The organism is Paracoccus sp. SMMA_5_TC (assembly GCF_009696685.2).
In the GTDB taxonomy this organism is placed as follows: Bacteria; Pseudomonadota; Alphaproteobacteria; order Rhodobacterales; family Rhodobacteraceae; genus Paracoccus.
Window position 1 is genome coordinate 71415 of sequence record NZ_CP102357.1, and the last position, 22855, is coordinate 94269.

Annotated in this window: 19 protein-coding genes; 10 read left to right on the plus strand and 9 right to left on the minus strand. The window is 67.7% G+C overall.

Features of this window, described 5'->3' with window-relative positions; genetic code table 11:
- Window positions 1-8: 8 nt before the first annotated feature.
- Both pcaF and GB880_RS15550 read right to left on the minus strand, forming a co-directional pair.
- Window positions 9-1214, minus strand: coding sequence for a 3-oxoadipyl-CoA thiolase (gene pcaF / locus GB880_RS15545; RefSeq protein ID WP_154493231.1), 1206 nt, complete (start codon window positions 1212-1214; stop codon window positions 9-11).
- Between the two features lie 153 nt (window positions 1215-1367).
- Complete coding sequence (locus GB880_RS15550) at window positions 1368-2207, minus strand: PaaX family transcriptional regulator (protein WP_154493229.1); 840 nt, start codon at window positions 2205-2207, stop codon at window positions 1368-1370.
- Window positions 2208-2419: 212 nt separating this feature from the next.
- Here GB880_RS15550 and GB880_RS15555 point away from each other — a divergent pair, with 212 nt between their 5' ends.
- The 3 genes from GB880_RS15555 to GB880_RS15565 all read left to right on the plus strand — a co-directional run bounded on the left by GB880_RS15555 (window position 2420) and on the right by GB880_RS15565 (window position 5759).
- The gene (locus GB880_RS15555) at window positions 2420-3721 is read left to right on the plus strand and encodes an HBL/NHE enterotoxin family protein (RefSeq protein WP_154493227.1); all 1302 of its coding nucleotides are present in this window, start codon (window positions 2420-2422) and stop codon (window positions 3719-3721) included.
- A gap of 21 nt (window positions 3722-3742) precedes the next feature.
- Window positions 3743-4855 (plus strand): HBL/NHE enterotoxin family protein, encoded by a 1113-nt coding sequence (locus GB880_RS15560; protein WP_154493225.1) that lies wholly within the window; start codon window positions 3743-3745, stop codon window positions 4853-4855.
- 103 nt (window positions 4856-4958) lie between these two features.
- Window positions 4959-5759 carry a hypothetical protein gene (locus tag GB880_RS15565; protein WP_154550608.1) on the plus strand — a complete coding sequence of 267 codons (801 nt, stop codon included), beginning with the start codon at window positions 4959-4961 and terminating at the stop codon, window positions 5757-5759.
- Between the two features lie 36 nt (window positions 5760-5795).
- Here the strand turns inward: GB880_RS15565 and katG are convergent, their stop codons facing one another.
- On the minus strand, window positions 5796-7970 hold the full coding sequence (katG, locus tag GB880_RS15570; RefSeq protein ID WP_154493219.1) for a catalase/peroxidase HPI: 2175 nt from the start codon (window positions 7968-7970) through the stop codon (window positions 5796-5798).
- Between the two features lie 227 nt (window positions 7971-8197).
- On the opposite strand from katG, the gene GB880_RS15575 reads away from it, so the two are divergent.
- Genes GB880_RS15575 through GB880_RS15585 form a run of 3 tightly spaced genes read left to right on the plus strand, consistent with a single transcriptional unit; the run spans window position 8198 to window position 12147 of the window.
- Window positions 8198-9625 (plus strand): putative nucleotidyltransferase substrate binding domain-containing protein, encoded by a 1428-nt coding sequence (locus GB880_RS15575; RefSeq protein ID WP_229774352.1) that lies wholly within the window; start codon window positions 8198-8200, stop codon window positions 9623-9625.
- A gap of 51 nt (window positions 9626-9676) precedes the next feature.
- Window positions 9677-10042, plus strand: coding sequence for a response regulator transcription factor (locus GB880_RS15580; RefSeq protein WP_154493217.1), 366 nt, complete (start codon window positions 9677-9679; stop codon window positions 10040-10042).
- Window positions 10039-12147: a 3'-5' exonuclease gene (locus GB880_RS15585; RefSeq protein ID WP_263467427.1), complete on the plus strand. Its 2109-nt coding sequence runs from the start codon at window positions 10039-10041 to the stop codon at window positions 12145-12147. The genes GB880_RS15580 and GB880_RS15585 overlap by 4 nt, the downstream gene beginning before the upstream one ends.
- A gap of 6 nt (window positions 12148-12153) precedes the next feature.
- On the opposite strand, the gene GB880_RS15590 is transcribed toward GB880_RS15585, so the two are convergent.
- Window positions 12154-13668: a malonate--CoA ligase gene (locus GB880_RS15590; protein WP_263467428.1), complete on the minus strand. Its 1515-nt coding sequence runs from the start codon at window positions 13666-13668 to the stop codon at window positions 12154-12156.
- A 121-nt stretch (window positions 13669-13789) separates the two neighbouring features.
- Here GB880_RS15590 and GB880_RS15595 point away from each other — a divergent pair, with 121 nt between their 5' ends.
- Window positions 13790-14482, plus strand: coding sequence for a nitroreductase (locus tag GB880_RS15595; RefSeq protein WP_229774526.1), 693 nt, complete (start codon window positions 13790-13792; stop codon window positions 14480-14482).
- On the opposite strand, the gene GB880_RS15600 is transcribed toward GB880_RS15595, so the two are convergent.
- The 5 genes from GB880_RS15600 to GB880_RS15620 are packed head-to-tail and all read right to left on the minus strand — an operon-like array spanning window position 14479 to window position 18623.
- The gene (locus GB880_RS15600; RefSeq protein WP_263467429.1) at window positions 14479-15570 is read right to left on the minus strand and encodes a thiolase family protein; all 1092 of its coding nucleotides are present in this window, start codon (window positions 15568-15570) and stop codon (window positions 14479-14481) included. The genes GB880_RS15595 and GB880_RS15600 overlap by 4 nt on opposite strands.
- Window positions 15571-15574: 4 nt before the next feature.
- Window positions 15575-16720 (minus strand): AMP-binding protein, encoded by a 1146-nt coding sequence (locus GB880_RS15605; RefSeq protein WP_263467430.1) that lies wholly within the window; start codon window positions 16718-16720, stop codon window positions 15575-15577.
- Window positions 16717-17286 carry a biotin transporter BioY gene (locus GB880_RS15610; RefSeq protein ID WP_263467432.1) on the minus strand — a complete coding sequence of 190 codons (570 nt, stop codon included), beginning with the start codon at window positions 17284-17286 and terminating at the stop codon, window positions 16717-16719. Before GB880_RS15610 ends, GB880_RS15605 begins: the two co-directional genes overlap by 4 nt.
- Entirely contained in the window at window positions 17276-17908 is a 633-nt protein-coding gene (locus GB880_RS15615) for a CbiQ family ECF transporter T component (protein ID WP_154493330.1), read from the minus strand. The genes GB880_RS15610 and GB880_RS15615 overlap by 11 nt, the downstream gene beginning before the upstream one ends.
- Window positions 17883-18623: an energy-coupling factor ABC transporter ATP-binding protein gene (locus tag GB880_RS15620; protein ID WP_195840802.1), complete on the minus strand. Its 741-nt coding sequence runs from the start codon at window positions 18621-18623 to the stop codon at window positions 17883-17885. The genes GB880_RS15615 and GB880_RS15620 overlap by 26 nt, the downstream gene beginning before the upstream one ends.
- A gap of 243 nt (window positions 18624-18866) precedes the next feature.
- Between GB880_RS15620 and GB880_RS15625 the strand changes: the two genes are divergently transcribed.
- From GB880_RS15625 to GB880_RS15635, 3 genes are all read left to right on the plus strand, one after another.
- On the plus strand, window positions 18867-20342 hold the full coding sequence (locus GB880_RS15625; RefSeq protein ID WP_154493328.1) for an alanine/glycine:cation symporter family protein: 1476 nt from the start codon (window positions 18867-18869) through the stop codon (window positions 20340-20342).
- Between the two features lie 419 nt (window positions 20343-20761).
- On the plus strand, window positions 20762-21694 hold the full coding sequence (locus tag GB880_RS15630) for a BMP family protein (RefSeq protein ID WP_154493334.1): 933 nt from the start codon (window positions 20762-20764) through the stop codon (window positions 21692-21694).
- A gap of 60 nt (window positions 21695-21754) precedes the next feature.
- On the plus strand, window positions 21755-22846 hold the full coding sequence (locus GB880_RS15635; RefSeq protein WP_154493326.1) for an ABC transporter permease: 1092 nt from the start codon (window positions 21755-21757) through the stop codon (window positions 22844-22846).
- The last annotated feature ends 9 nt before the right edge of the window (window positions 22847-22855 follow it).

A 22855-nucleotide genomic window follows, 5' to 3' on the forward strand; every position in this document is an offset into this window, starting at 1 on the left:
TTCTCCGTTCACACGCGTTCGATGATGATGGCGATGCCCTGGCCCACCCCGATGCACATGGTGCACAGCGCATAGCGCCCGCCGCTGCGGTGCAGCTGATACATTGCCGTCGTCACCAGCCTGGCGCCCGACATGCCCAGCGGATGGCCCATGGCGATGGCACCGCCGTTGGGGTTCACATGCGCCGCGTCATCGGGCAGGCCCAGATCGCGCAGCGTCGCCAGCGCCTGACTGGCAAAGGCTTCGTTCAATTCTATCACATCCATCTGGTCGATGGAGAGTCCCGCGCGCGCCAGCACCTTTTTTGCCGCCGGCGCCGGGCCGATGCCCATGATGCGCGGTTCGACCCCGGCGGCCGCCATGGCGACGATGCGGGCCTTGGGCACCAGGCCCTGGGCTTCGGCCGCCTCGGCCGACAGGATCGCCAGCGCTGCGGCCCCATCGTTCACACCCGATGCGTTGCCCGCGGTGACCGACAGTTCGGGACCATTCACGCCCTTGAGCTTGGCCAGCGTCTCGGCCGTGGTGCCGGGGCGCGGGTGTTCGTCGGTGTCAAAGACGATGGGATCGCCCTTTTTCTGCGGGATGGTCACCGGCACGATTTCGTCGGCGAACAGCCCCGCCTCCTGGGCGGCCTGCCAGCGGGCCTGGCTGCGGGCGGCGAAGGCGTCCTGATCGGCGCGACTGATGTTGAAATCCGCCGCGACATTGTCGGCGGTCTGCGGCATGGAATCGACGCCGAACTGCGCCTTCATCTGCGGGTTCACGAACCGCCAGCCGATGGTGGTGTCATAGACGGCAGTGGCGCGGGAAAAGGCGCTTTCGGCCTTGGGCATCACGAAGGGAGCGCGAGTCATGCTTTCGACGCCGCCGGCGATGACGAAATCGCAATCGCCGGCCTTGATGGCGCGGGCGGCCATGCCGACCGCATCCATCCCCGATCCGCACAGGCGGTTCACGGTGGTGCCCGGCACCCCGATCGGCATGCCCGCCAGCAGCACGGCCATGCGGCCGACGTTGCGGTTGTCCTCGCCCGCCTGGTTGGCACAGCCAAAGATCAGGTCATCGACCCGGCTCCAGTCGACGCCGGGGTTGCGCTGCATCAGCGCCCTGAGCGGCAGCGCCGCCAGATCATCGGCGCGCACCTGGGCCAGGGCCCCGCCATAACGACCGATCGGCGTCCGCACCGCGTCGCAGATGAAGGCTTCCCGCATGGGCCACTCCCTATATAGTCATGTGAGGGGTCAACGATTCTCCCAATTCGCTGACCGATTGGTCGGTTTATACGCCATGAAACATCACGTGGGAAGAAAAATTTTCGGATTTTTGTGATGTTTTCTGCTGCGAAGCTAAAAACCCCCTGCCATTCACCCCGACGTCAGCCCCGCCAGGCGCGCCCGGCTGGCCGGGGTCTCTTGCGGCAAAAGCCCATCAACGCCTTGAAAGTTATTGGCAATATGGCTGTCGGCGGCTGGAGTCAGCCCCAGATACAGGCGTTGGAACAAATCGCGGGCAGCGGTGCCTTGCCAGTCGGGCGGCAACGCCGCAGTGGGCAAGCGCGGGTCGCGCAGCAGCACCGCGCGATAGACATGCACCAGAAGCAGGCGCGCGACCAGGGCATCCTGCGGCGTCATGCCCGGTTCCCGCAACTGCCAGGCCAGCGGACCGAATCGGCGCAGCATGTCCTGATAGCGGCCGTTCAGCAAAGACAGATCCCAGAACTGCGCCACCTGCGACAGGGGTTGCGGATCGCCGGCCCGAAACAGGGTTGCCCCGGCCGGCAAGGTCTGGTCTCGATCCGGCCGGAGATAGACCCCACCCCCCATGCGACCAAGCCGCAGGTTGCGCACCTCCTCCTCGGCCAGGTCGGGGGCATGCAGGATCTGCCAGCCGCGGGGCGCAATGTCGGGGGCATAAAGCAACCGCGCCGCCTGGTCGAATTCGCGCTGCGCCGCCGCATCCAGACGATAATAGCTGCGCCGGCCGACACGTTCGCCACGCAGGCGTTGCGCCGCCACCAGTCGTGAAATCGCGGTCCGCACCAGCGATTCGTTGATGCCGACACATGCGCAGACATCGATCAGGGTGCCGGTCCACAACACCCCGCCGCGTGGCAGGGCGACATCGCCATAGATCGTGACGATGAAGGCTGCCGCGCGCAGTTCAAGCCCGCCGAGGATGTCGGTGATCGGAGAGGTCATGGTCATGCGTCAGAACTAGCCGCACCCGCAGGACACGACAATGGCACATTGCCCACGCGCCACGCAGATTGTCGCAATGAGTCGCGGGCAAAAATCCGGACGAACCTGCCGGATATGTGGCAATAGTCACAGACCCCTGTCCTGTCCCGCACGCATGGTCGAAGCGGCAGTGCCAGACACTGCATCAACGCGAATCCACGACTTTAAGGGGGTTTTCCATGCTCCTTGATGCGAAAACAGGGGCCCCGCCGGAGAGCACGCGGACGGCCGCGGCTGCCGCCTTGGGACCGCATGATTATGCGCTAGACCTGGATCGGCTGGGATGCGAGGCGCTGGCCAATCAGCTGCGCGCCCTGGTCGTTCTGCGCCAGCCCGATTTGCGGGTGCTGGCCGATCCTGCCGGGCTGGGCGCGGCCGCAATCGCCGCCCAGACCGGCATCGGTCGGGCCGCGCGCTACTATCTGAATGTGGTGCTGCCGCAACTGCAATTGCAGGTGGCCGAGGCCACGGCATTGTCGCACCTGATGCGCGGCCTGAACACAGCCCTGGCGGATGTGACTACCCCGGCCGAGGCTGCCGCGGCGATGGCCGAGGTCACAGGCCAGATGCGGGACTATCAGGAAGATGCACAGGAGGCGCTGCGCATGACGCGGCTGCATTCCGAACTGACCGGCAAGGCGCTCAAGGAACTGGACGCGGCCATCGACGCCGCGATCGCCGAACTTGACGGCAAGGATGGTCGCATTGCCCGGACCAATGCTGCCATCGAAAGGACCGAAACCGCAATCAATGCCGCGATCCGCACCATCGTCAGCAATTCCAATGTGATCGGCGCCGGCGTGAAGAGCATCGCTACCTATGTGTTCAAGTTGTTCGGCGGTGGCGAGGACAAGCCTGACAAGGATGCCAAGGACAAGTCCAACGACAAGCCCGCCGACAAGACCAAAGACAAGACGACAGGGAAGGATGCCGGCAAGGATAACGGCAAGGATGCCGCAAAGGATGGGGCCGCCGATGCGGGCAAGAAGCCGCAGCCGGCCGCGACCGGCGGTGACAAGACATCGACCGACCCCGCCAAACCCACCAAGGAAAACCCCGATACCGGCAAGATCGCCGAGTTTCCGGCCGAAACCATTACCACCATCTCTGAAGGCGCCGAGGGTCTGGAACAGGCCCAGCAGGCGATCCGCAAGGGCAACGAACTGCTGGCGCAGCAATATGGCGAACTGGCCGATATGGGGGCGATGCTGGCGGCGGTGCGGGTGATCCGCAGCCAGACCGTCGGCATCGACGATGCAGCCAGCCGCCTCGCGACCGTCGCTGCCGAAAGCTACGCCACACTCGCCACCATCACGACTGCCGTCACGGCGATGCAGCAGCGCCTGGCCGAAGGTGCCGGCCTTGCCGAAAACGCCGCCGCATTGTCCGCAACCCTGGCCGCCTGGACCCGAATGGGCAATCGCACTCGCCAGATCGAACGGACCTTGTCAGGCTCGGGCACGCTTTTCCCGGAAATATGACTTTCCAGCAGGAGGTTTACCATGTCTGTCATCCAACTGGCCCAGAACAATCAGGCCAATCAGGACACCGGTCAGGCCATGACGGCCACCGCCAGCCAGGCGATCATCCTGAAAGGCTATGCCCTTTCGGCGCAGGCACAGAGCTTGCTGGATTTCGGCAAGCTGCCCAACCTCAAGGAATTGCAGGCCGACATGAACGCCAGCATCGGCAAGGCCAAGGACCACGCCAAGCTTTATCTCGACAAGGTGCTGCCGGAAATGAGCCAGCAGTGCAACAACGTGAACGATTATTTCAACATGCAGGCCGCACTGGCGCAGGCGCTTGATCCCACGGCACCGGCCAGCCAGGCCATCGCCCTGATGAAGGAGGCGCAGGAAAAGGCCCAGGACTTTCGCGGCAATGCCCGCCTGGTGGTTGTCGATCTGCAAACCCTGCGCGACGGTCTCAGCGCCGATGCGGCTGCCTTTTCCGGCCATGTGGGCCGACTGAATGCCGTGGTCGGCGGCGATCAGGGCGTTCTGGCCAGTCTGGGCAAGGAAATCGACTCCATCGACAGCAAGATTTCCGGCGCGATCGCCGGGGCCGCCCTGTCGGGGCTGGCGGTGGCGGGCGGCGCCTTCATCATCGCCGTCGGCGCCATAGCGGGCTTTGTCACCGCCGGCACATCGACGCCGCTGGTGCTGGGCGGCGTCGCACTGCTGGTGACGGGGGTGGCGGGGGCCACGGCCTCTGGCATCGCGCTGGGGGTGCTGATTTCGCAAAAGAACTCGATCCTGCAGACGCGCGCCCAGCTGACCCAGGAGGTTGAACTGGCCAGCGGCATTTCCAGCGGTTTCAAGACGTTGGCGGTCGGGGCGGCAAATGCTGCCTCTGCGGCGCAGGACATGGCCGATGCATGGACCGGGCTGGAACAGCAGATCGGCCTGCTGATCACCGATCTGCAAAAGGGCCAGACCGACGTGGCCGCGATCCGCAAGCTGTATCAGATCGCCGCCCAGGGCACGGTGCAGGACATCCGCGACCAGACGCGCATCATTCTGACCCAGATCGCCGGCGTGCGCCAGGAAAAGCCGGCCGAGGGCCAGACCCTGGGCGAGTTCGTCCAGGCGCGTTATCCGCAACGGGCGGCCTGAACAACCGGGCAACGAAGTGATGCGTTGAAATCCGGGACAGGGCGGCGCCATCGCCGCCCATCCCCCGGGCGTTGCGGCATTCCCTTGAATCAAGGTGATTTCCATGTATCGACAGGTCATCGATCAGGCCCGCGCCCAGGCGCAGGCGTTGTTGAATGCCGCGCAGGATCCGGCGGCGGCGGGGGTGCGCGATCACGCGGGTGATATGGTGTCGCGGATCCTGCCGGCGCTGGATACGCTGGGCGGACAGGCGACCGATTTCGTCACCTCGGCGGGGGCGCAGATCGACGCGCTGGTCGCCGCGATCGGAGACGGGGCGATGACGCCCGCTGCGCTGGCGGCAATGCACGACCTCGGCCTGCGCGCCGCCGATCTGCAGGCCAGGGCGCAGGCCGCCCAAGATCAGGTTCAGGCCAGCCGCGACGCGCTGTCGGGCGATGTCGCCACCTTGACGGCCCGCGCCACAGAGCTGGCCGCGCAGGCCGCCGGCTTGGAGGCGCGACAGCGCGAATTGATGGACAAGGCGCGCGCGATCCAGAAACGCATCGACACCATCAACGCCCTGATGCTGATTCCGGTGGTGGGCCCCTTCATCAAGCTGGGCGATGAGCTGGCCAGCCTGATCACCGACCACAAATCGACCGAGGAAACGCTTGCCGACACCGCCCGCGATCTGGCCGGCATCCAGATGCAACGCGCCCAGTTGCAGGCGGCCGCCGCACAGGCCGCCGCGCTGGCACAGCTGAGCAGCCAGATGGCATCGGGCGCCCAGAACGTCGCCACCCTGCTGGCACTGATCGCCGGGAAGCTGCAGAACGAACAGGCCTTTGCCAGCGGCAATTCGCGGCTGATGCTGCTGACGCTGCAAGCCTCGTTGCAGCAGTTGCAGTCGATGGTGTCGTAAGCCCGCGCCGATGGGCACCGGCGCGGGCAGCTTTGGTTATTTCAGATCGAAGCGGTCGGCGTTCATCACCTTGACCCAGGCGGCGACAAAGGCATCCAGGAACGCCGGCATGGCATCGTCCTGGGCATGCACCTCGGCATAGGCGCGCAGGATCGAGTTCGAGCCGATCACCAGATCGACGCGGGTCGCGGTCCATTTCACCACGCCGGTCTTGCGGTCGCGGATTTCGTAAAGACCGTTGCCGATCGGGTGCCAGCTGTTGGCCATGTCGGTCAGGTTGACGAAGAAATCGTTCGTCAGCGCGCCCGGCCGGTCGGTCAGCACCCCATGCCGCGTGCCGCCATGGTTGGTGGCCATGGCCCGCATCCCGCCCAGCAGCACCACCATTTCCGGCGCGGTCAGCCCCATCAGCTGCGTGCGATCCAGCAGCAGTTCCTCGGCCGACACGGCGTAGTCCTGTTTCAGCCAGTTGCGATAGCCGTCATGGATCGGCTCCAGCGGGGCAAAGCTGGCCGCGTCGGTCATCTCGTCGGTGGCATCGCCACGACCCGGGGCGAAGGGCACCGAAATGTCATGCCCGGCCGCCCTGGCCGCCAGTTCGATGCCCAGGTTGCCGCCCAGCACGATGGTGTCGGCGATGCTGGCGCCATATTCGGCCGCCAGCGGCTCCAGCACCGACAGCACCCGCGCCAGGCGCTCGGGTTCATTGCCCGGCCAGTCCTTTTGCGGCGCCAGGCGGATGCGAGCGCCATTGGCACCGCCGCGCATGTCAGACCCGCGATAGGTGCGGGCGCTGTCCCAGGCGGTCGTCACCAGGTCGGCCACGCTGAGACCCGAACGTGCGATTGCGGATTTCAGACCGCCGATGTCGTAATGCAGCGGTCCCTGCGGCACCGGATCCTGCCAGATCAGATCCTCGGCCGGGACATCGGGCCCCCAGTAGCGCACCTTTGGCCCCATGTCGCGGTGGGTCAGCTTGAACCAGGCGCGCGCGAAAGTGTCCGAGAAATACTCCGGATCGGCCATGAACTTGCGGCAGATCGCATTGTAGATCGGGTCCACCTTCATCGCCATGTCGGCGTCGGTCATCATCGGCATGGTCCGGATCGAGGGATCCTCGACATCGGGCGGCATGTCCTCGGGCTTGATGCCGATCGGCTGCCACTGATTGGCGCCGGCCGGGCTTTTGGTCAGCTCCCATTCATAGCCGAACAGCATCTCGAACCAGCCCATGTCCCATTTGGTCGGATTGCGCGTCCAGGCGCCCTCGATTCCCGAAACCATGGTGTTGCGACCGATGCCGCGACCCTTGGTGTTCATCCAGCCGATGCCCTGATATTCGACATCCGCCGCCTCGGGGTCGGCGCTCAGATCGGCCGCGCTGCCATTGCCATGCGATTTGCCGATGGTGTGACCGCCCGCGGTCAGGGCGACGGTTTCCTCGTCGTTCATCGCCATGCGGGCAAAGGTTTCGCGGATATGGGCTGCGGTGCGCAGCGGATCGGGTTGACCATTGACGCCCTCGGGGTTGACGTAGATCAGCCCCATCTGCACCGCAGCCAGGGGGTTTTCCATGGTCTCGGGGCGCGACAGGTCGCCATAGCGGCTGTCCGAAGGGGCCAGCCATTCGCGTTCCGAACCCCAGTAGGTGTCCTTTTCGGGGTGCCAGATATCCTCGCGGCCAAAGGCAAAGCCAAAGGTCTTGAGCCCGGCCACCTCATAGGCGACGGTGCCCGCCAGGATCATCAGATCCGCCCAGGACACCTTGTTGCCGTATTTCTTCTTGATCGGCCACAGCAGGCGGCGGCCCTTGTCGGTGTTGACATTGTCGGGCCAGCTGTTCAGCGGCGCGAAACGCTGGTTGCCGGTGCCGGCGCCGCCGCGGCCGTCGGTCATGCGATAGGAGCCTGCCGCATGCCAGGCCACCCGGGCGAACATGCCGACATAGCTGCCCCAGTCGGCCGGCCACCAGTCCTGGCTGTCGGTCATCAAGGCCCGCAGATCGGCCTTCAGCGCCGCCACGTCCAGCTTTTTCAGCTCTTCGCGATAATCGAAGCCCGGACCATGCGGTTTGGTCTTGCTGTCGTGCTGGTGCAGGATGTCCAGATTGAGAGCATTCGGCCACCAGCCTGTCACCGAATGCGCGGTCGAGGTCATGCCGCCGTGCATGACCGGGCATTTGCCCGTCTGGGGTGCGTCGTTACCGTCCATCTTAACCTCCGGCTCTTGCGGGGGCCAGGTCATCCGGCCCGTCTGGGACCATGGTTAGACCCGATTCATCATCATGGGAAATTCTTTTACATTCTCTTTATAATAATCATTATTTATGACCGGCGCGCGCGGCTGCTTGTGCGGCGGCCAGCTACCCCCTAGGATCGCATTCGTTCCTTGCAGCGACATGGGATTGCGTCGTGTCTCAGGATCCGCAGGCGCCCGCGTTGGCCGATGAACCCTCGCCGCTGCTGGCGCTGATGACCGCGCGGGTCGGCGATGCCTTGCTGCGTCGGCCGCATCTGGTCGAGGCGGCGACGGATCTGGCGACGCTTTGCCGCGACCTGTCGGCCCTGGGCGCGACCGAGGCATTGGTGCGCGATGGTGCGCGGCTGGGCATCTTTACCGCCACCGATCTGGTGTCCGCCGTCGCCAGCGGCAGGCCGGCCGAGCGCATCGCCGTGGGCGAACTGGCGCGCTTCGAGCCATGGACCGTCAACATCGACGACCCGCTGTCCGAGGCGCTGGCGCTGATGCTGCGTCATCGCGTTCACCGCCTGCTGGTGCGCCAGGACGATCAGGTCGTCGCCATTCTGGGACAGATGGACCTGATGGCCTTTGTCGCCAATCACGCGCAGCTTATCAGCGCCGAGGCGGCGCGCGCGCCCGACATCGCCGCCCTGACCCGCGCCGCCACCCAGGTGGCGCCGATGATCCGGGCGCTGGCCGGCGACGGGGTGCGCGTCGAACTGATCGCCGCGCTGGTGGGGCGGGTCAACCGGCAGATCTTCCTGCGGCTGTGGGAATTGCTGGCGCCGCCGGAACTGATCGACAACAGCTGCCTGATCGTCATGGGCAGCGAAGGCCGTGCCGAACAGGTCATGCGCACCGACCAGGACAATGGCCTGATCCTGCGCGACGGCTTCGATTTCCCCGACCTTGCGGCGATCACAACCCGCTTTACCGAGGCGCTGGCGGATTTCGGCTATCCGCCCTGCCCCGGCGGGATCATGTTGAGCCGCCCGCAATGGTGCCAGAGCGTCAGCGGCTTTGCCCGCAGCCTGGCGGAATGGAGCCTGGGCGAAACCGCCGACGGGCCGATGAACCTGGCCATCTTTCTGGACGCGGCGCCGGTTGCCGGGGATGCCGGGCTGCTGGCACAGCTGCGCCAGGGGCTTTATCGCCGTCTGGCGGGCGATGACGCCTTTCTGGCCCGGTTCGCACTGGCGCTGCGCCAGTTCGACCATGTCGCGCCCGGCGGCTGGTGGCGGCGCCTGCCCGGCATGCGCGGCCCCGAGGCGGCCGAGATCGACCTGAAAAAGCTGGGTATATTTCCGCTGGTGCATGGGGTGCGCGCGCTGGCCCTGCAATATGGCATCGCGCCGCCGGGCACCGCCGACCGGCTGCGCCTGCTGGCCCAGGCCGGGCGCATCGACCCGACCCTGGCGCGCGACCTGATCGAGGCGCTGCATTGCATGATGGGGCTGAAGCTGGCCGCGAACCTGGCCCAGGCGGCGCAGGGGCGCCCCCCCGACAACAGCATCCGCCCGGTGGAACTGGGCCGGCTGGACCGGCAGGCGCTGCGCGATTCGCTCAACATCGTGCGCAGCTTCAAGCAGTGGCTGGGGCTGCATTTTCATCTGGACATGCTGTAGCCTGTCGGGCGCAGCATGGGGGGTGCGAGCTGGAAGGACAAAGGGGGGCACATGGGCACGCGGGTGCTGATCGCGGATGACGAACCGAACATCGTGCTGTCGCTGTCGTTCCTGCTCAGGCGCGCCGGCTATGAGGTGCTGACCGCCGCCGATGGTGCCCAGGCGCTGGCCCTGATCCGCAGCGCCCGGCCGCGGCTGGTGCTGCTGGACGGGGCCATGCCGGGTCTGAGCGGCTTCGAGGTCTGCGAGGCCGTGCGCGCCGACCCGCAGATCCGCGACACGCTGATTCTGATGCTGACCGCCAAGGCGCGCGATGTCGATGTCGCCCGCGGCATGGGCGCGGGCGCGGACGCCTATGTGACCAAGCCGTTTTCGACCCATGCCCTGATGGACCGCATCCGCGAGATGCTGGCATGAACGGCCGTCGCGGCGCCTGGCTGGCTGTGGTCGCCCCGGCGCTGGCGCTGGCGCTATGGGCCCTGGCCGGGTTGGCACTGTGGCGGGTCGTGCTGCCAGCGGGCTTGGCCGGGGACTGGGATCAGGCGCTGGCATCGGCCGCCACCGCCCTGGCCGGTTGGCTGGCACTGGGCGCTGCGGCGGCAGCCTGGACGGGTTGGCAGCTTTACCAGCGCCTGATCGCCGCGCCGCGCCGGCTGGCCGACGGCGCGCAGCTGCTGGCACTGGACCCCGCCGCGCCGCCGCTGGCGGAACAGGGCCCGCAGGCCGGTCTGGCACAGGCGGTGAACCGGCTGGCGGCGACGGCCTCGGCGCTGCGCGCGGACATGGACAACATGGTGCAGGAGGCCAGCCGCAAGGTGGCGCGGGAACGCGACCAGCTGGGCGCGCTGATGGCGCAGCTGCATCAAAGCGTGGTGGTCTGCAATCTGGACGGTCAGATCCTGCTCTATAACGACCGCGCCCGGACGCTGTTTCAGGCACTGTCCGACACGCCCGAGGTCGCCGGCGGCGCCGATCTGATCGGGCTGGGCCGCTCGATCCATGCGCTGATCGACCGCGCGCTGATCGACCATGCCTTGCAGACCGTGACCCGCCACCAGGCCCGGGGCCAGGGCGCAGCCTCGGCCCGCTTCGTCACCGCCCGCAGAGACCGCCTGTTGCAGGTGGTGCTGGCCCCGGTGCAGGCCGGCGGCTATGTGCTGCTGTTCGAGGACGTGACCCGCCAGCTCTCGAGCCAGTCGGCGCAGGACAAGCGCCTGATCGCCCTGACCGAGGCCAGCCGCGCCGCGCTGGCCAACATGCAGGCGGCGCTGGACATGCTGGAATTCCCCGATCTGCAACCGCAAGAGCGTGACGGCTTTCAACGCATCGTCCGCGACGAGGTCGCCACCCTGGCCGCGCGGCTGGACAAGATGGGGGCGGATACCGCCCATGATCTGCTGACGCGCTGGCCCTTGCAGGAAATGCCGGGCGCCGATCTGCTCGAGGCGGCGGCGGCGCATATCCGCGCCCGCCACGGCCAACCGCCGCAGGTGCAGGATCTGGCGCCGGACCTGTGGCTGAACCTGGACAGTTTCGCCCTGATCGAGGTGCTGGCCGACCTGGCCGGGCGGCTGGGCGCAGGGGATCCAGGCGTGCTGCGGTTGCGGCTGTCGGTGCCGGGGCGGGGGCGGGCGCATCTGGACCTGGTCTGGCCGCAGGCGCTGACCGCCGGGCGCGACCTCACCCCGCTGCTGGCGCAGACGGGCGCCGGGCTGGACCCGCGCGCGGTGGCCGAACGTCACGGCGGCGCGCTGTGGCTGGAACAGGACGCCGCGCATGGCGAAAGCTTTCTGCGCTTTCTGCTGCCGGTGGCGGGGTCCGCACCCCCCACCGCAGCCGCCGCCACGCCGGCCAGCGCGCCGCGGCCCGAGTTCTACGATTTCGACCTCTTCGCCCGCAGCGCCCCCGACACCGCGCTGGACGACAGGCGGCTGGACAGCCTGAGCTTTACGGTTTTCGATTGCGAAACCACCGGCCTCGACCCCGCCGGCGGCGACGAGATCATCCAGATCGGCGCGGTGCGCCTGGTCAACGGCAAGATCCTGCAGGGCGAATGTTTCGACCAGCTGATCGACCCGCGCCGGCCGATCCCTGAAAGCTCGATCCCGTTTCACGGCATCCTGCCGCAGATGGTGCGCGGTCAGCCCACCATCGACAAGGTGCTGCCGGCCTTTCATGCCTTTGCCGCCGATTCGGTTCTGGTCGGGCACAATGTCGCCTTCGACATGCGCTTTCTGCAGCTGAAAGAGCCGCAGACCGGGCTGAAGTTCGACCAGCCGGTGCTGGACACGCTGCTGCTGGCCAGCATCGCCCAGCCCGAGGAACCCTCGCACGCGCTCGAGGCGATCGCCGCGCGGCTGGGGGTCAGCATCGGGGCGCGCCACAACGCTTTGGCCGATGCCATGGCCACGGCGCAGGTGTTCCTGCGGCTGTGGCCGCTGCTGGAACAGCGCGGGCTGGCCACGCTGGGCCAGGTGCGGGCGGCGGCCGCGCGATCCTATTACGCCCGACTGCGCTATTGACCCGGCCTAGCCGTAAAGCCCGGCATAACGGTCGCGCAGCTGGTTCTTCTGCACCTTGCCCATGGTGTTGCGCGGCAGTTCGTCCAGGAACAGCACCCGTTTGGGCAGCTTGAAGCGCGCCAGCCGCGGGGCCAGCGCCGCGAGGATCGCGGACTCGGTCGCGGGGTGGTCGGGATCGGGCACCACCACGGCGGTCACCGCCTCGCCCAGATCGGGGTGGCTCAGGCCGATGACCGCGGACTCCACCACCCCCGGCAGGGCGTCGATTTCGGTCTCGACCTCCCTGGGATAGACGTTCAGCCCGCCCGAGATCACCAGATCCTTGCCGCGCCCGACGATCTGCAGATAGCCGTTGTCGTCGAAACAGCCCAGATCGCCGGTGATGAAGAACCCGTCCGGCCGCAGTTCGGCCGCTGTCTTTTCCGGCATCTGCCAATAGCCCTTGAACACATTGGGACCGCGCACTTCGACCATGCCGATCTGGCCCTGGGGCAGGGTCTCGCCGCTGACAGGATCGGTCACCTTGACCTCGACCCCCGGCAGCGGCAGGCCCACGGTCCCCGCCACCCGCGGCCCCTCATAGGGGTTCGAGGTGTTCATGTTGGTTTCCGTCATCCCATAGCGTTCCAGGATGGCGTGGCCGGTGCGCTGCTGCCAGGCGCGATGCGTTTCGGCCAAAAGCGGCGCCGAGCCCGAGACGAACAGCCGCATCCCCGCCGTGCTTGTCCGGTCCAGGCCGGGTTCGGCCAGCAGCCGGACATAGAATGTCGGCACCCCCATCAACACGCTGGCCCGTCCCATCAGCCCCAGCACCTGCGCCGGGTCGAATTTCGGCAGGAAGATCATCGAGGCGCCGGAAAACAGCGTCACATTGCTGGCCACGAAAAGCCCGTGGGTGTGAAATATCGGCAGCGCATGGATCAGCACGTCGCGCTGGTCAAAGCGCCAGGCCTGCTGCAGCGCGCGGGTGTTCGATACCAGATTGCCGTGGCTGAGCATCGCCCCCTTGGACCGCCCCGTCGTCCCCGAGGTATAAAGCAGCGCCGCCAGATCGTCCGCGCCGCGCGGCACGGTGGCGAAATCGCCCTCCCGCCCCGCCGCCGCCGCCTCGCCCAGCGTTCCCGACCCGTCGGCCCCCAGCGTCATCAGCCGCGCCCCCGCCGCCTGCGCCACCGGCGCCAGCTTCGGCGCAGCGGCAGGGTCGCAGACGAACAGCCGCGGGGTGGCATCGCCGATGAAATAGGCGATCTCGGCCGGGGTATAGGCGGTGTTCAGCGGCAGGAACACCGCCCCCGCCCGCAGGCTGGCCAGATACAGCATCAGCGCCGGCACCGATTTTTCCACCTGCGCCGCCACGCGGTCGCCCGGCACCACGCCCAGGGACACCAGCGCATGCGCCATGCGCGCGCTGGCCGCCAGGATGTCGGCATAGCTCAGACGGTGGCCGTCGGGGGTTTCGATGGCCGTGGCCTTGGGATCGACGATACCTTCGGCCAGCAGGTGAAACAGGTTCTGGTTCATGCGCGCTCCATGCGGTCGGGGGTCGCATGTCAAGACATCGCGCAGATGCCGGGCCGGCGCAAGCATCGCGGGTCGCGCGCGGCCTTGACCCCTGCCCGGCCATCGGACAAGTTCCCTGCCCATGAACGGCGATGCAGAGATGACAGCGGCCTTTGCCGGGCTGATGCGGCGGCGACGCTCGATCCGGGCCTATCAGCCGCGCCCGGTCGAGCGCGCCATGGTCGAGGAAATCTGCCGCCTCGCCCGCACCGCGCCTAGCGGCGCCAATCTGCAACCGGGTCATTTCCATGTGCTGACCGGCGCCCCGCTGCTGGACCTGATCGCGGGGATCGAGGCCGCCATCGACGCGGGCGAGCCCGAACATTGCGAATACAGCTATTTCCCCGAGCCGATGCCGCCTGAACTCAAGGCGCGTCAACGGGCGGCAGGGTTTGCGCTTTATCAGGCGCTGGGGGTGTCGCGGCGCGACCTGGAGGGACGGCGGGCGCATTTTCGCCGCAATTATCGCTTTTTCGATGCGCCGGTGGGGGTGATTGTCAGCATCGACCGACGCATGGGCAGCGGCTGCTTCATGGACCTGGGCATGAGCCTGATGGGCTTTCTGCTGGCGGCCGAGGCCCAGGGCCTGGGCGCCACCGGCATCGGCGCCATGGCCAATTACGGGGCGGTGATCCACCGCTTGCTGGACCTGCCGCCGCAGGAAATGGTGGTCTGCGGCATCGCGCTTGGCTGGCCCGACCCCGAGGCACCGGAAAACCGTCTGCGCACCGCGCGCGAGGATCTGCCCGCCTTTACCAGCTTTCGCGGCTTCTAGTCGGCGCGCAGCACCAGGGCGCTGCCCAGTCCGCCGGCGGCGGCGATGGCGGCCAGACCATGCTGGCCCGGCGCCAGTTCATGGCACAGCCGCACCGCATTGACCGCGCCCGAGGCGCCGATCGGATGGCCGCGCGCCAAGGCCCCGCCGCCACGGTTGACGCGCGCGGGGTCAAGCCCGATCTCGGCCACGCAGGCCATGGCCTGAACGGCAAAGGCCTCCATGATCTCGGCGGCGGCCAGATCGGCAGGACCAAGCCCGGCCTGCGTCAGCGCCCGGCGCATGGCCGGCACCGGCGCCAGCCCCGGGCAGCCGGGATCGTCGCCCAGCGTCGCCCCGGACAGGATACGCCAGCGCCGCCCGGGAAGATCGCGCGCCAACTGATCCGACACCAGCAGGCAAAAGGCGGCGCCATCGGCCGCCACCGCCATGTTCGCGGTGCTGATGCTGCCCGCAACCGACCGCGCCCGCGCGGCCAGCGTCGGTGACAGCCGCCGGGCAAAGGGGTCGCGGCGCAGCCCGGCCATCGGCACGATCTCGGGCAGGTGGGCAGCAAGCGCGCGGGCATGGCTGGCGACCGCCCAGCGATCCTGCGCCTCCCGATCCAGCCCGCGGCCGAGCGCCAGGGCCTGCGCGGCCTGCGCCATGTCAGGGTCGCGGTCCGGCCAGGGGGTAAAGGGCGGCGCGTCATAGGCGACGGGCGGACCCCCTTGCGGATCGGGGCGCAACCGCAGCGGGCGGCGGGAATAGCTTTCGGCCCCGCCGGCGATCACCACCCGATGCCGCCCGGCATCGATCAGCGCATCGGCCAGCAACAGGGCGTCAAGCCCGCCGCAGCATTGCCGGTCGATCGACAGGCCCGCCACATCTTGCCCCAACCCGGCGGCCAGCGCCGCCAGCCGCGCCGGGTTGCCGCCCGCGCCCAGGGCATTCGACAGGATCAGCTCGTCCACCGCATCGGCCGGCAGGCCGGCATCGGCCAACAGCGCCGCAATCACCGGCGCGGCCAGATCATGGACCTCGTGCCCGGCCAGCGCACCGCCGCGCGGGGCCACCGGGCTGCGGCGGGCGGCGACGATCACCGCCATGATGCTAGGCCCCCTGGGCCATGGGGGCGAAATGCGCGGCCAGCGCCACCAGATCCGGCTTGCCCGAGGCCAGCAGCGGCAGCGCCGGCAGGTGCCGGATCCAGCGCGGCACCGCGTGATCGCCCAGTTCGTCCCGGCAGGCGCGGCGCAGCGCGCGGGCAAGGGCGGGGTTTTCGGGGCCCTCGACAACCGCCAGCAGCGCATGGCCGCGCTGCGCATCGGGCAGCGCCAGCGCCGCGCAGACCCCGGCACCGGCAGCGGCCAGAACCGCCTCGACCTCGTCCAGGCACAGGTTGCGGTCGGCGATGGTGACCACACGGCTGGCCCGGCCCCGCAGGGACAGATACCCCTGCCCGTCCAGCCGGCCCAGATCGCCGACACTCACAAAGCCGTCCGCCCGGCGCGCGATCTGCGGCCCCGGCTCGGTATAGCCGTCGAACAGATAGGGGCTGCGCACCCAGATGCCGCCGTCCGGTGCCAGCTGCATCTCTACCCCCGGATAGGCGCGGCCCACGGAACCGGGCGGGGTGCGATCGTCCGCGATGGTGATGAAGCTGGTTTCCGAGGCGCCGTAGAATTCCCGCAGCGCCGCATTCGGAAACAGCCCCGTCAGGCCCTGACGGCAGGCGGCGTCCAGCTTGCCACCGCCGCAGATCACCTGCGCCATGCCGGCCAGCGTATCGCCCCGAGCGGCCAGCAGCAGCCGCCTGAGCTGCGTGGGGGTGGCATAAAGCACCGTCGCCCGCGCCAGTGCCGCCAGTTGCGCGCGCGGGCTGTCGCCGGCCAGCACCATCAGCCCGCAGCCCAGATGCAGCGCCTCGACCGCGGCATAAAGCGCCAGCGAATGGCCCAGTTCGCCCAGAACCGCATAGCGGTCGCGCGAGGTGATGCCCAGCAAGGCGCGATTGACCTGAAAGCTGGCGATCCAGGACGCCTGGCTGCGGCGAATGGTCTTGGCCCGCCCCGACGAGCCCGAGCTTTGGCAGAACACCCAGGGCTGGGGCCCGGCTGCGGCAACACCCTGCGGCCCCGCGTGGATGGCCTGCCGGCGGTGCAGGCAGGCCAGCAGGCTGGCGACCGCCGCGCGGTTCTGGCCGCGCGCGCCACAGGCGATCGCGTCGGCGTCCGGCGGCGGCGCGAACCAGGTCACAGCCGGATCTTCGGCGCGGCGTCCTGCGCCCAGGCCAGGGTCTGGGGCCGGGCCTTGGCCAGGGCCTGCACCAGCATCCCGGTGATACCGGCCTTGAGCAGATCGCCGGGCACAAAGACCATCACCAGCACCAGCGCCTCGGACAGGGTCTTGCCGGTGACCAGCGCCAGCCCGGTTGCGCCCATGGCGTAAAGCACCACGATCCCGCCGATGACCGAGGCCAGCCCCGCCGCCAGCCCCACCGGGCGCAGGCGCAGCCGCTCGACCACCAGGCCGGTCACGAAGGCCGCCACCGGAAAGCCAAGCGCAAAGCCGGCCGTGGGCGAGGTGAACACCCCAAGCCCGCCGCGACCCCCGGCCAGCAACGGCAGACCCAGCGCCACCAGCAGGATGAACAGCCCGGCCGCCGCCGCGCCGCGCCGCGCGCCCAGCACCGCACCGGCCAGCATCACCCCCAACGTCTGCGCCGTGATCGGCACCCCAAAGCCCAGCGTGATCTGCGGCACCAGCCCCAGCGCCGCGATCATGGCGGCAAAAAGCGCAATCTGGGCAATATTACGTTCCACGAGTTCTCTCCTGTTCATCGAAAGGTAGCGGGCCACCCCGCGCGCGCAAAGCTTCGCCGACATGATCGGCCTCGTCCAGAGCCTGCAACGTCAGCGGCAGGATCAGCCGCCATCCCGGCCGCCGCAGCGCCCGTGCCCGCCAGGCGGCGACCAGGTGCTGCGCACGCTGCACCAGCACCGGAGTAAAGCGGATGACCAGCGCGATGGCGGTCTCCAGCAGATGCGTGGGCAGGCCCAGCCGGCGCAGCGGCGCCAGCAGCCGGTGCAAGAGGTCGGTCAGCCGGTCCAGCGCCGTGGTCATCGTCACCAGATTGGCCAGCGCCACCAAACTGGTCATGCGCAGCGCAATCACCAGCCCGCCGCGCAGATCGTCGGTCAGCGCGTGCCAGACCAGCACCACCGCGACAAAGGGCCAGACCAGGCGCAGCGCCGCCAGCCCGGCGCGGGCGAAATCCCGCCCCGGCAGCGCATAAAGCCCCAGCACCAGCGCCAAGGCCAAGGCCTGCACCACCGGGCTGTCGGTCAGGAACAGCCCGGTCGAGATCAGGCACAGCCCCGCCAGCTTGGCCCCCGCCGGCCAGTCATGCGCCCGCGTCCTAACGGGCGAGGTCAGCGAGATCATCCTGATCCCCCAATCGCAGCATTTCGGCCTGAAACTCGGCCAGAACCTCGGCCGGCGGACCCCGGCGCCGCAACCGCCCGGCCTCGAGCCAGCAGATATCGTCGTAATCGGCCAGATCGGCCGGATCGTGCGATACATGCAGCAGCCGCACCCCGGACCGATCCAGATGCCGCGCCAGTTGCCGGCGGGTGGCGATGTCCAGCCCCGCAAAGGGCTCGTCCAGGATCAGCAGCGCCGGGCGCATGGCCAGCACCGACATGATACACAGCAGATGCTTCTGGCCCTGCGACAATGCGCTGACCGGGGCTTGCAACCAGTGCCCGCGACCAAAGCGCGCCAGCACCGCCGCCGCCTCGGCATCCGCCTCGCTGCGGCTGGCGCCCAGCTGACGCAGGCCAAAGGCGATTTCCTCGCGCACGGTGGGAAAGATGATCTGATGCTCGGGGTTCTGAAACAGGATGCCCACGGTGCGCAGCGCCGCGGCGCGGTCGCGAAACACATCCACCCCACAGACCCGCAACTGCCCGGAGCTGGGCGCGACCAGCCCCGCCAGCAGCCGCGCCAGCGTGCTTTTGCCCGAACCGTTGCGGCCGACGATGCCGATGCGCCCCGCCTGCGATTGCAGGGTGATCCCAGACAGCACCTCGACGCCGTCCACCCGATAGCTCAGATCGTCCAGACGCACCGAATATCCGGCCGCCGTCCCCATCTGCATGCCGCGCCCCCCGCCGGCCCCGTGCCGATTGCCTGCCCGGGCTTATAGGGCGGGTCCGGCGCAAGCTCAACTTCTGCGGCGCAGCGGCGCGAAAAGGGGAAAAGCATCCGCCAGATCGCGGTGGGAAAGGATGTTTTCCCGCCACGCCCGGCCCGGAAAAGATGCCCTGCCCCCTGCCGCAATTGACAAGCACCCGCTACAGGGCCGTGATGAATCTCATGAAGCCGAAGATGAGGAGGAAACATGAGCTCTGCAGAAATCGAGCAGTTCCTGGGGTGGCTCGGCGGCATCGTCTGGGGCCCCTATCTGCTGATCCCGCTGTTGCTGGGCACCGGGCTGTATCTGACCTTTCGCCTGGGGGGTATCCAGTTCCTGCGCCTGGGCGCGGCGCTGCGCCTGGGCCTGCTGAAACGCCACGACGATGACGCCTCGGGCGACATCTCGCAATTCCAGGCGCTGACGACGGCGCTGGCGGCCACCGTCGGCACCGGCAATATCGTCGGCGTGGCCACCGCCATCAGCATCGGCGGGCCGGGGGCGCTGTTCTGGATGTGGGTCACCGCCCTGCTGGGAATGGCCTCGAAATATTCCGAGGCCTTTCTGGGCGTGCGCTTTCGCGTCACCGATGCCGCGGGCGAGAAATCGGGCGGCCCGCAATACTATCTGGAACGCGGCATCCCCGGCGGCTTCGGCAAGTTCCTGGCGCTGTCCTTCGCAGTATTTGCCGTCTGTGCCTGTTTCGGCATCGGCAACATGACCCAGGGCAATTCCATCGCCTCGAACCTCAGCAACAGCTTTCAGGTGCCGACCTGGATCACGGGCGCGGTGCTGGCCGGCATGACGCTGCTGGTGCTGGTCGGCGGCATCAGGTCGATCGGCACCGTCACCGCGGCGCTGGTGCCGGTGATGATCGTCTTTTATGTGCTGGGGGCGCTTTACATCCTGCTGGCCAACATCACGGCCGTGCCGGGGGCGATCGGACAGGTGTTCGCCTCGGCCTTCACCGGCAGTTCGGCGGTGGGCGGCTTTGTCGGCTCGACCATCATGATCGCCGTGCAATACGGCGTGGCCCGCGGCATCTTCTCGAACGAGTCCGGCATGGGTTCGGCCGCCATCGCCGCGGCCTCGGCCCAGACCACGCATCCGGTGCGGCAGGGGCTGGTGTCGATGACCCAGACCTTTATCGACACCATCATCGTCGTGACCTGCACCGGGCTGGTGCTGATCACCACCGGCGTCTGGGCCCAGACCGATCCGCAGACCGGGGCGCAGATCTCGCCCGCGATCATGACGGGCACCGCCTTCAGCCACGGCCTGCCGGGCAACTGGGGGCACTGGATCGTCACCGTGGGGCTGGTGATGTTTGCCTATTCCACCATCCTGGGCTGGGCCTATTACGGCGAGCGCAACGTCGAGCGTCTGGCCGGCCGCGCTTGGGTGATGCCGTTCCGGGTGCTGTTTTCGGCCGTGGTCTATATCGGCTGCACGGTGCAGCTGGGCGTGGTCTGGAACTTCTCGGACGTGATGAACGGGCTGATGGCGATTCCCAACCTGATCGGGCTTCTGGCCCTTTCCGGGCTGATCGCGCGCGAGACCAATTTCTACCTCAAGCACGATCCGCGGCTGGAAGCCAGCCGCGCCGAGATCGAGGCCTTCATGCAGGGCGACAAGGGCTGGGAGGACTGGAAGAACTCCGAAGCGACCGTGGTGCATCGCTGAAGGGGCACACAATCAACGGGGGTCGGCCGCAGGGCCGGCCCCTTTTTCATTTGCATCGGCCGATTGATAGGGAAACGTAAACAATTTATTAGAATAATGAATTTGCCCTATCAAAAGCTTTCCCTCTAACCTTGGCTTACGGCCAGGGAAGTTTCAGGGATGGGGTCGCAATCTTTCCCTTCTTTCCCGCATGTTACCGGCTGGCAGCGCCCGCGAGGGGGAACTGTCAACGGCTGCCGTGCCGACCCCCAGCCAGGGGAGTATCGGAGCGGCCTGATCACGACGGCAACGACAAAGCCGCCGCCGCGGGTGCTTGCGCCCTGGGGCCGGGTGGGCGGCGCATAACCATCCAAGGGAGGATGACCGTGTTTGATTCCGCAATTCGCCGCCGGCTGCTGCCGGGTGTCCTGTCCTGCGCGATGATCGCCCTGGGCGCCGGCGGTGCCCTGGCCGAGGAGCTCAAGATGGGGCTGCTGGTGCCGGGCAGCGTGTCCGAGGAAGGCTGGAACCGCATCGGCTACAACGCGCTGAAGGGCGTCGAGGAGCAGCTGGGCGCCAAGGTCAGCTATGTCGAGCTGCAACAGAACCCGGCCTCGTTCGAAAAGGCGTTCCGCGATTATGCCAGCCAGGGCTATCAGGTCATCCTGGGCCATGGCTTCGAGTTCCAGGACGCGGCGCTGGACGTGGCCGAGGATTATCCCGACACCTGGTTCCTGATCTCGTCGAGCGGCATCCATGAGGGCAAGGTGATCGGGCTGAACACCGACACCAGCCAGCCGTTCTATCTGATGGGGGTCATCGCCGCCAGAATGGGCAAGAAGGCCGGCCTTGTCGGCGGCATGGAGATCCCCCCGATTCAGGAAGCCTTCGCGGGCTTCAAGGCCGGGGCGCGCAGCGTCAACCCCGACTTCCCGATCAGCGAGGCCTATATCGGCAATTTCACCGACACCACCGCCACCAAGGAGGCAGCCCTCAGCATGATCGCGCAAGGCGCCGATTTCGTGGTGCCGAATGCCTCGGGCGCAACCGTCGGGGCCTATCAGGCCATCGCCGAATCGGGCAAGGACGTGCGCACCTTCAGCATCTTCAGCGATTTCACCGAGGTGGCGCCCAACAACATCCTGGGTCTTTACGTGGCCGATTACGCCCAGGGCGTGGTCGAGGTGGTGCGCAACATCCGCGAGGGTAATCCACCGGAATCGAACGTCGTCTTCGGGTTGAAAGATCCCAAGGTGATCCGCTTCGATTTCCGAAACGATGCGCCGGTGACCGTCCCCGAGGACATCCGCGCCGAGGTGACGGCCGTCGCCAATGACATCGCCGCGGGCAAGATCGACACCATGCCGCAATAAGGCGTCGATGCCGCCGACCCGGGTCGGCGGCTCCCTCCCTCTGGGCAGAAAGGGTTTACCATGACGCAGATCGAACAGGACGGGCGCAGTCTCTGCGGCCCGAACCCGCTGCGCCGCGCGGCTAGGGGCTTGCGCCGCATCGCGCTGGCCGCAGCCTATCCGCTGGCGGCGGTGGCCATCGCGCTGGCTTTCGGGGCGCTGCTGCTGGCCGTGAACGGCTACAATGGTGGGGACGTCATCGACCTGATGCTGATCGGAGTGTTTCAGGATTTCCGCTCGATCTCCGAGGTGCTGCTGAAGGCGGTGCCGCTGATCCTGATCGGGGCCGGGTTGTGCGTGGCCTTTCGCTGCCAGATGTGGAACATCGGCGCCGAGGGGCAGCTTTACGCGGGCGCGGTCTGTGCCACGCTGGCGGGCACCAGCCTGCCCGGGCTGAGCCCATGGCTTTACGTGCCGCTGATCATGCTGGCGGGTGCGCTTGGCGGCGCCTTCTGGGCCGGTATCGCCGGCTGGCTCAAGGTGCGTTTTCAGGCCAGCGAGATCGTCACCACCATCATGCTGAACTATATCGCGCTGATCGGCACCAGCTATCTGGTCACCGGCCCGATGAAGGACAGCCGCGCGGCCTATCCGCAATCGGCCAGGCTGCTGCGCGAATCCTGGATCCCCGACCTGATCCCCGGCACCCGCTTGCATATCGGCATCCTGGTCGCGCTGGCGCTGGCCGTCGCGCTATATGTATTCCTGTATCGGTCCAGCGCCGGTTACGGGCTGCGCGTGGTCGGCACGAATGCCCATGCCGCGCGCTATGCCGGCATGAATGCGGGCCGCAACATGATGATCGCCATGTGCATCAGCGGCGCCATGGCCGGCCTTGCCGGCGCCTTCGAGGTCGCGGGCGTGACCCACAGGCTTTATCAGAACATCTCGCCCGGCTACGGCTTCGAGGGCATCGCGGTCGCGCTGCTGGCCGCCAACAACCCGCTGGGGGCGATCCTGTCCGGCGGCCTGTTCGCGGTGCTGCGATCGGGGTCGGAACTGATGCAGATCACATCGCAGGTGCCGCAGGTGCTGGTCTCGGTCATCCAGGGCATCGTCATCCTGTCGGTCGTCAGCTTTGCCGCGCTGCGGCTGCGGCCCGGACGGCACTGAAGGGAAACC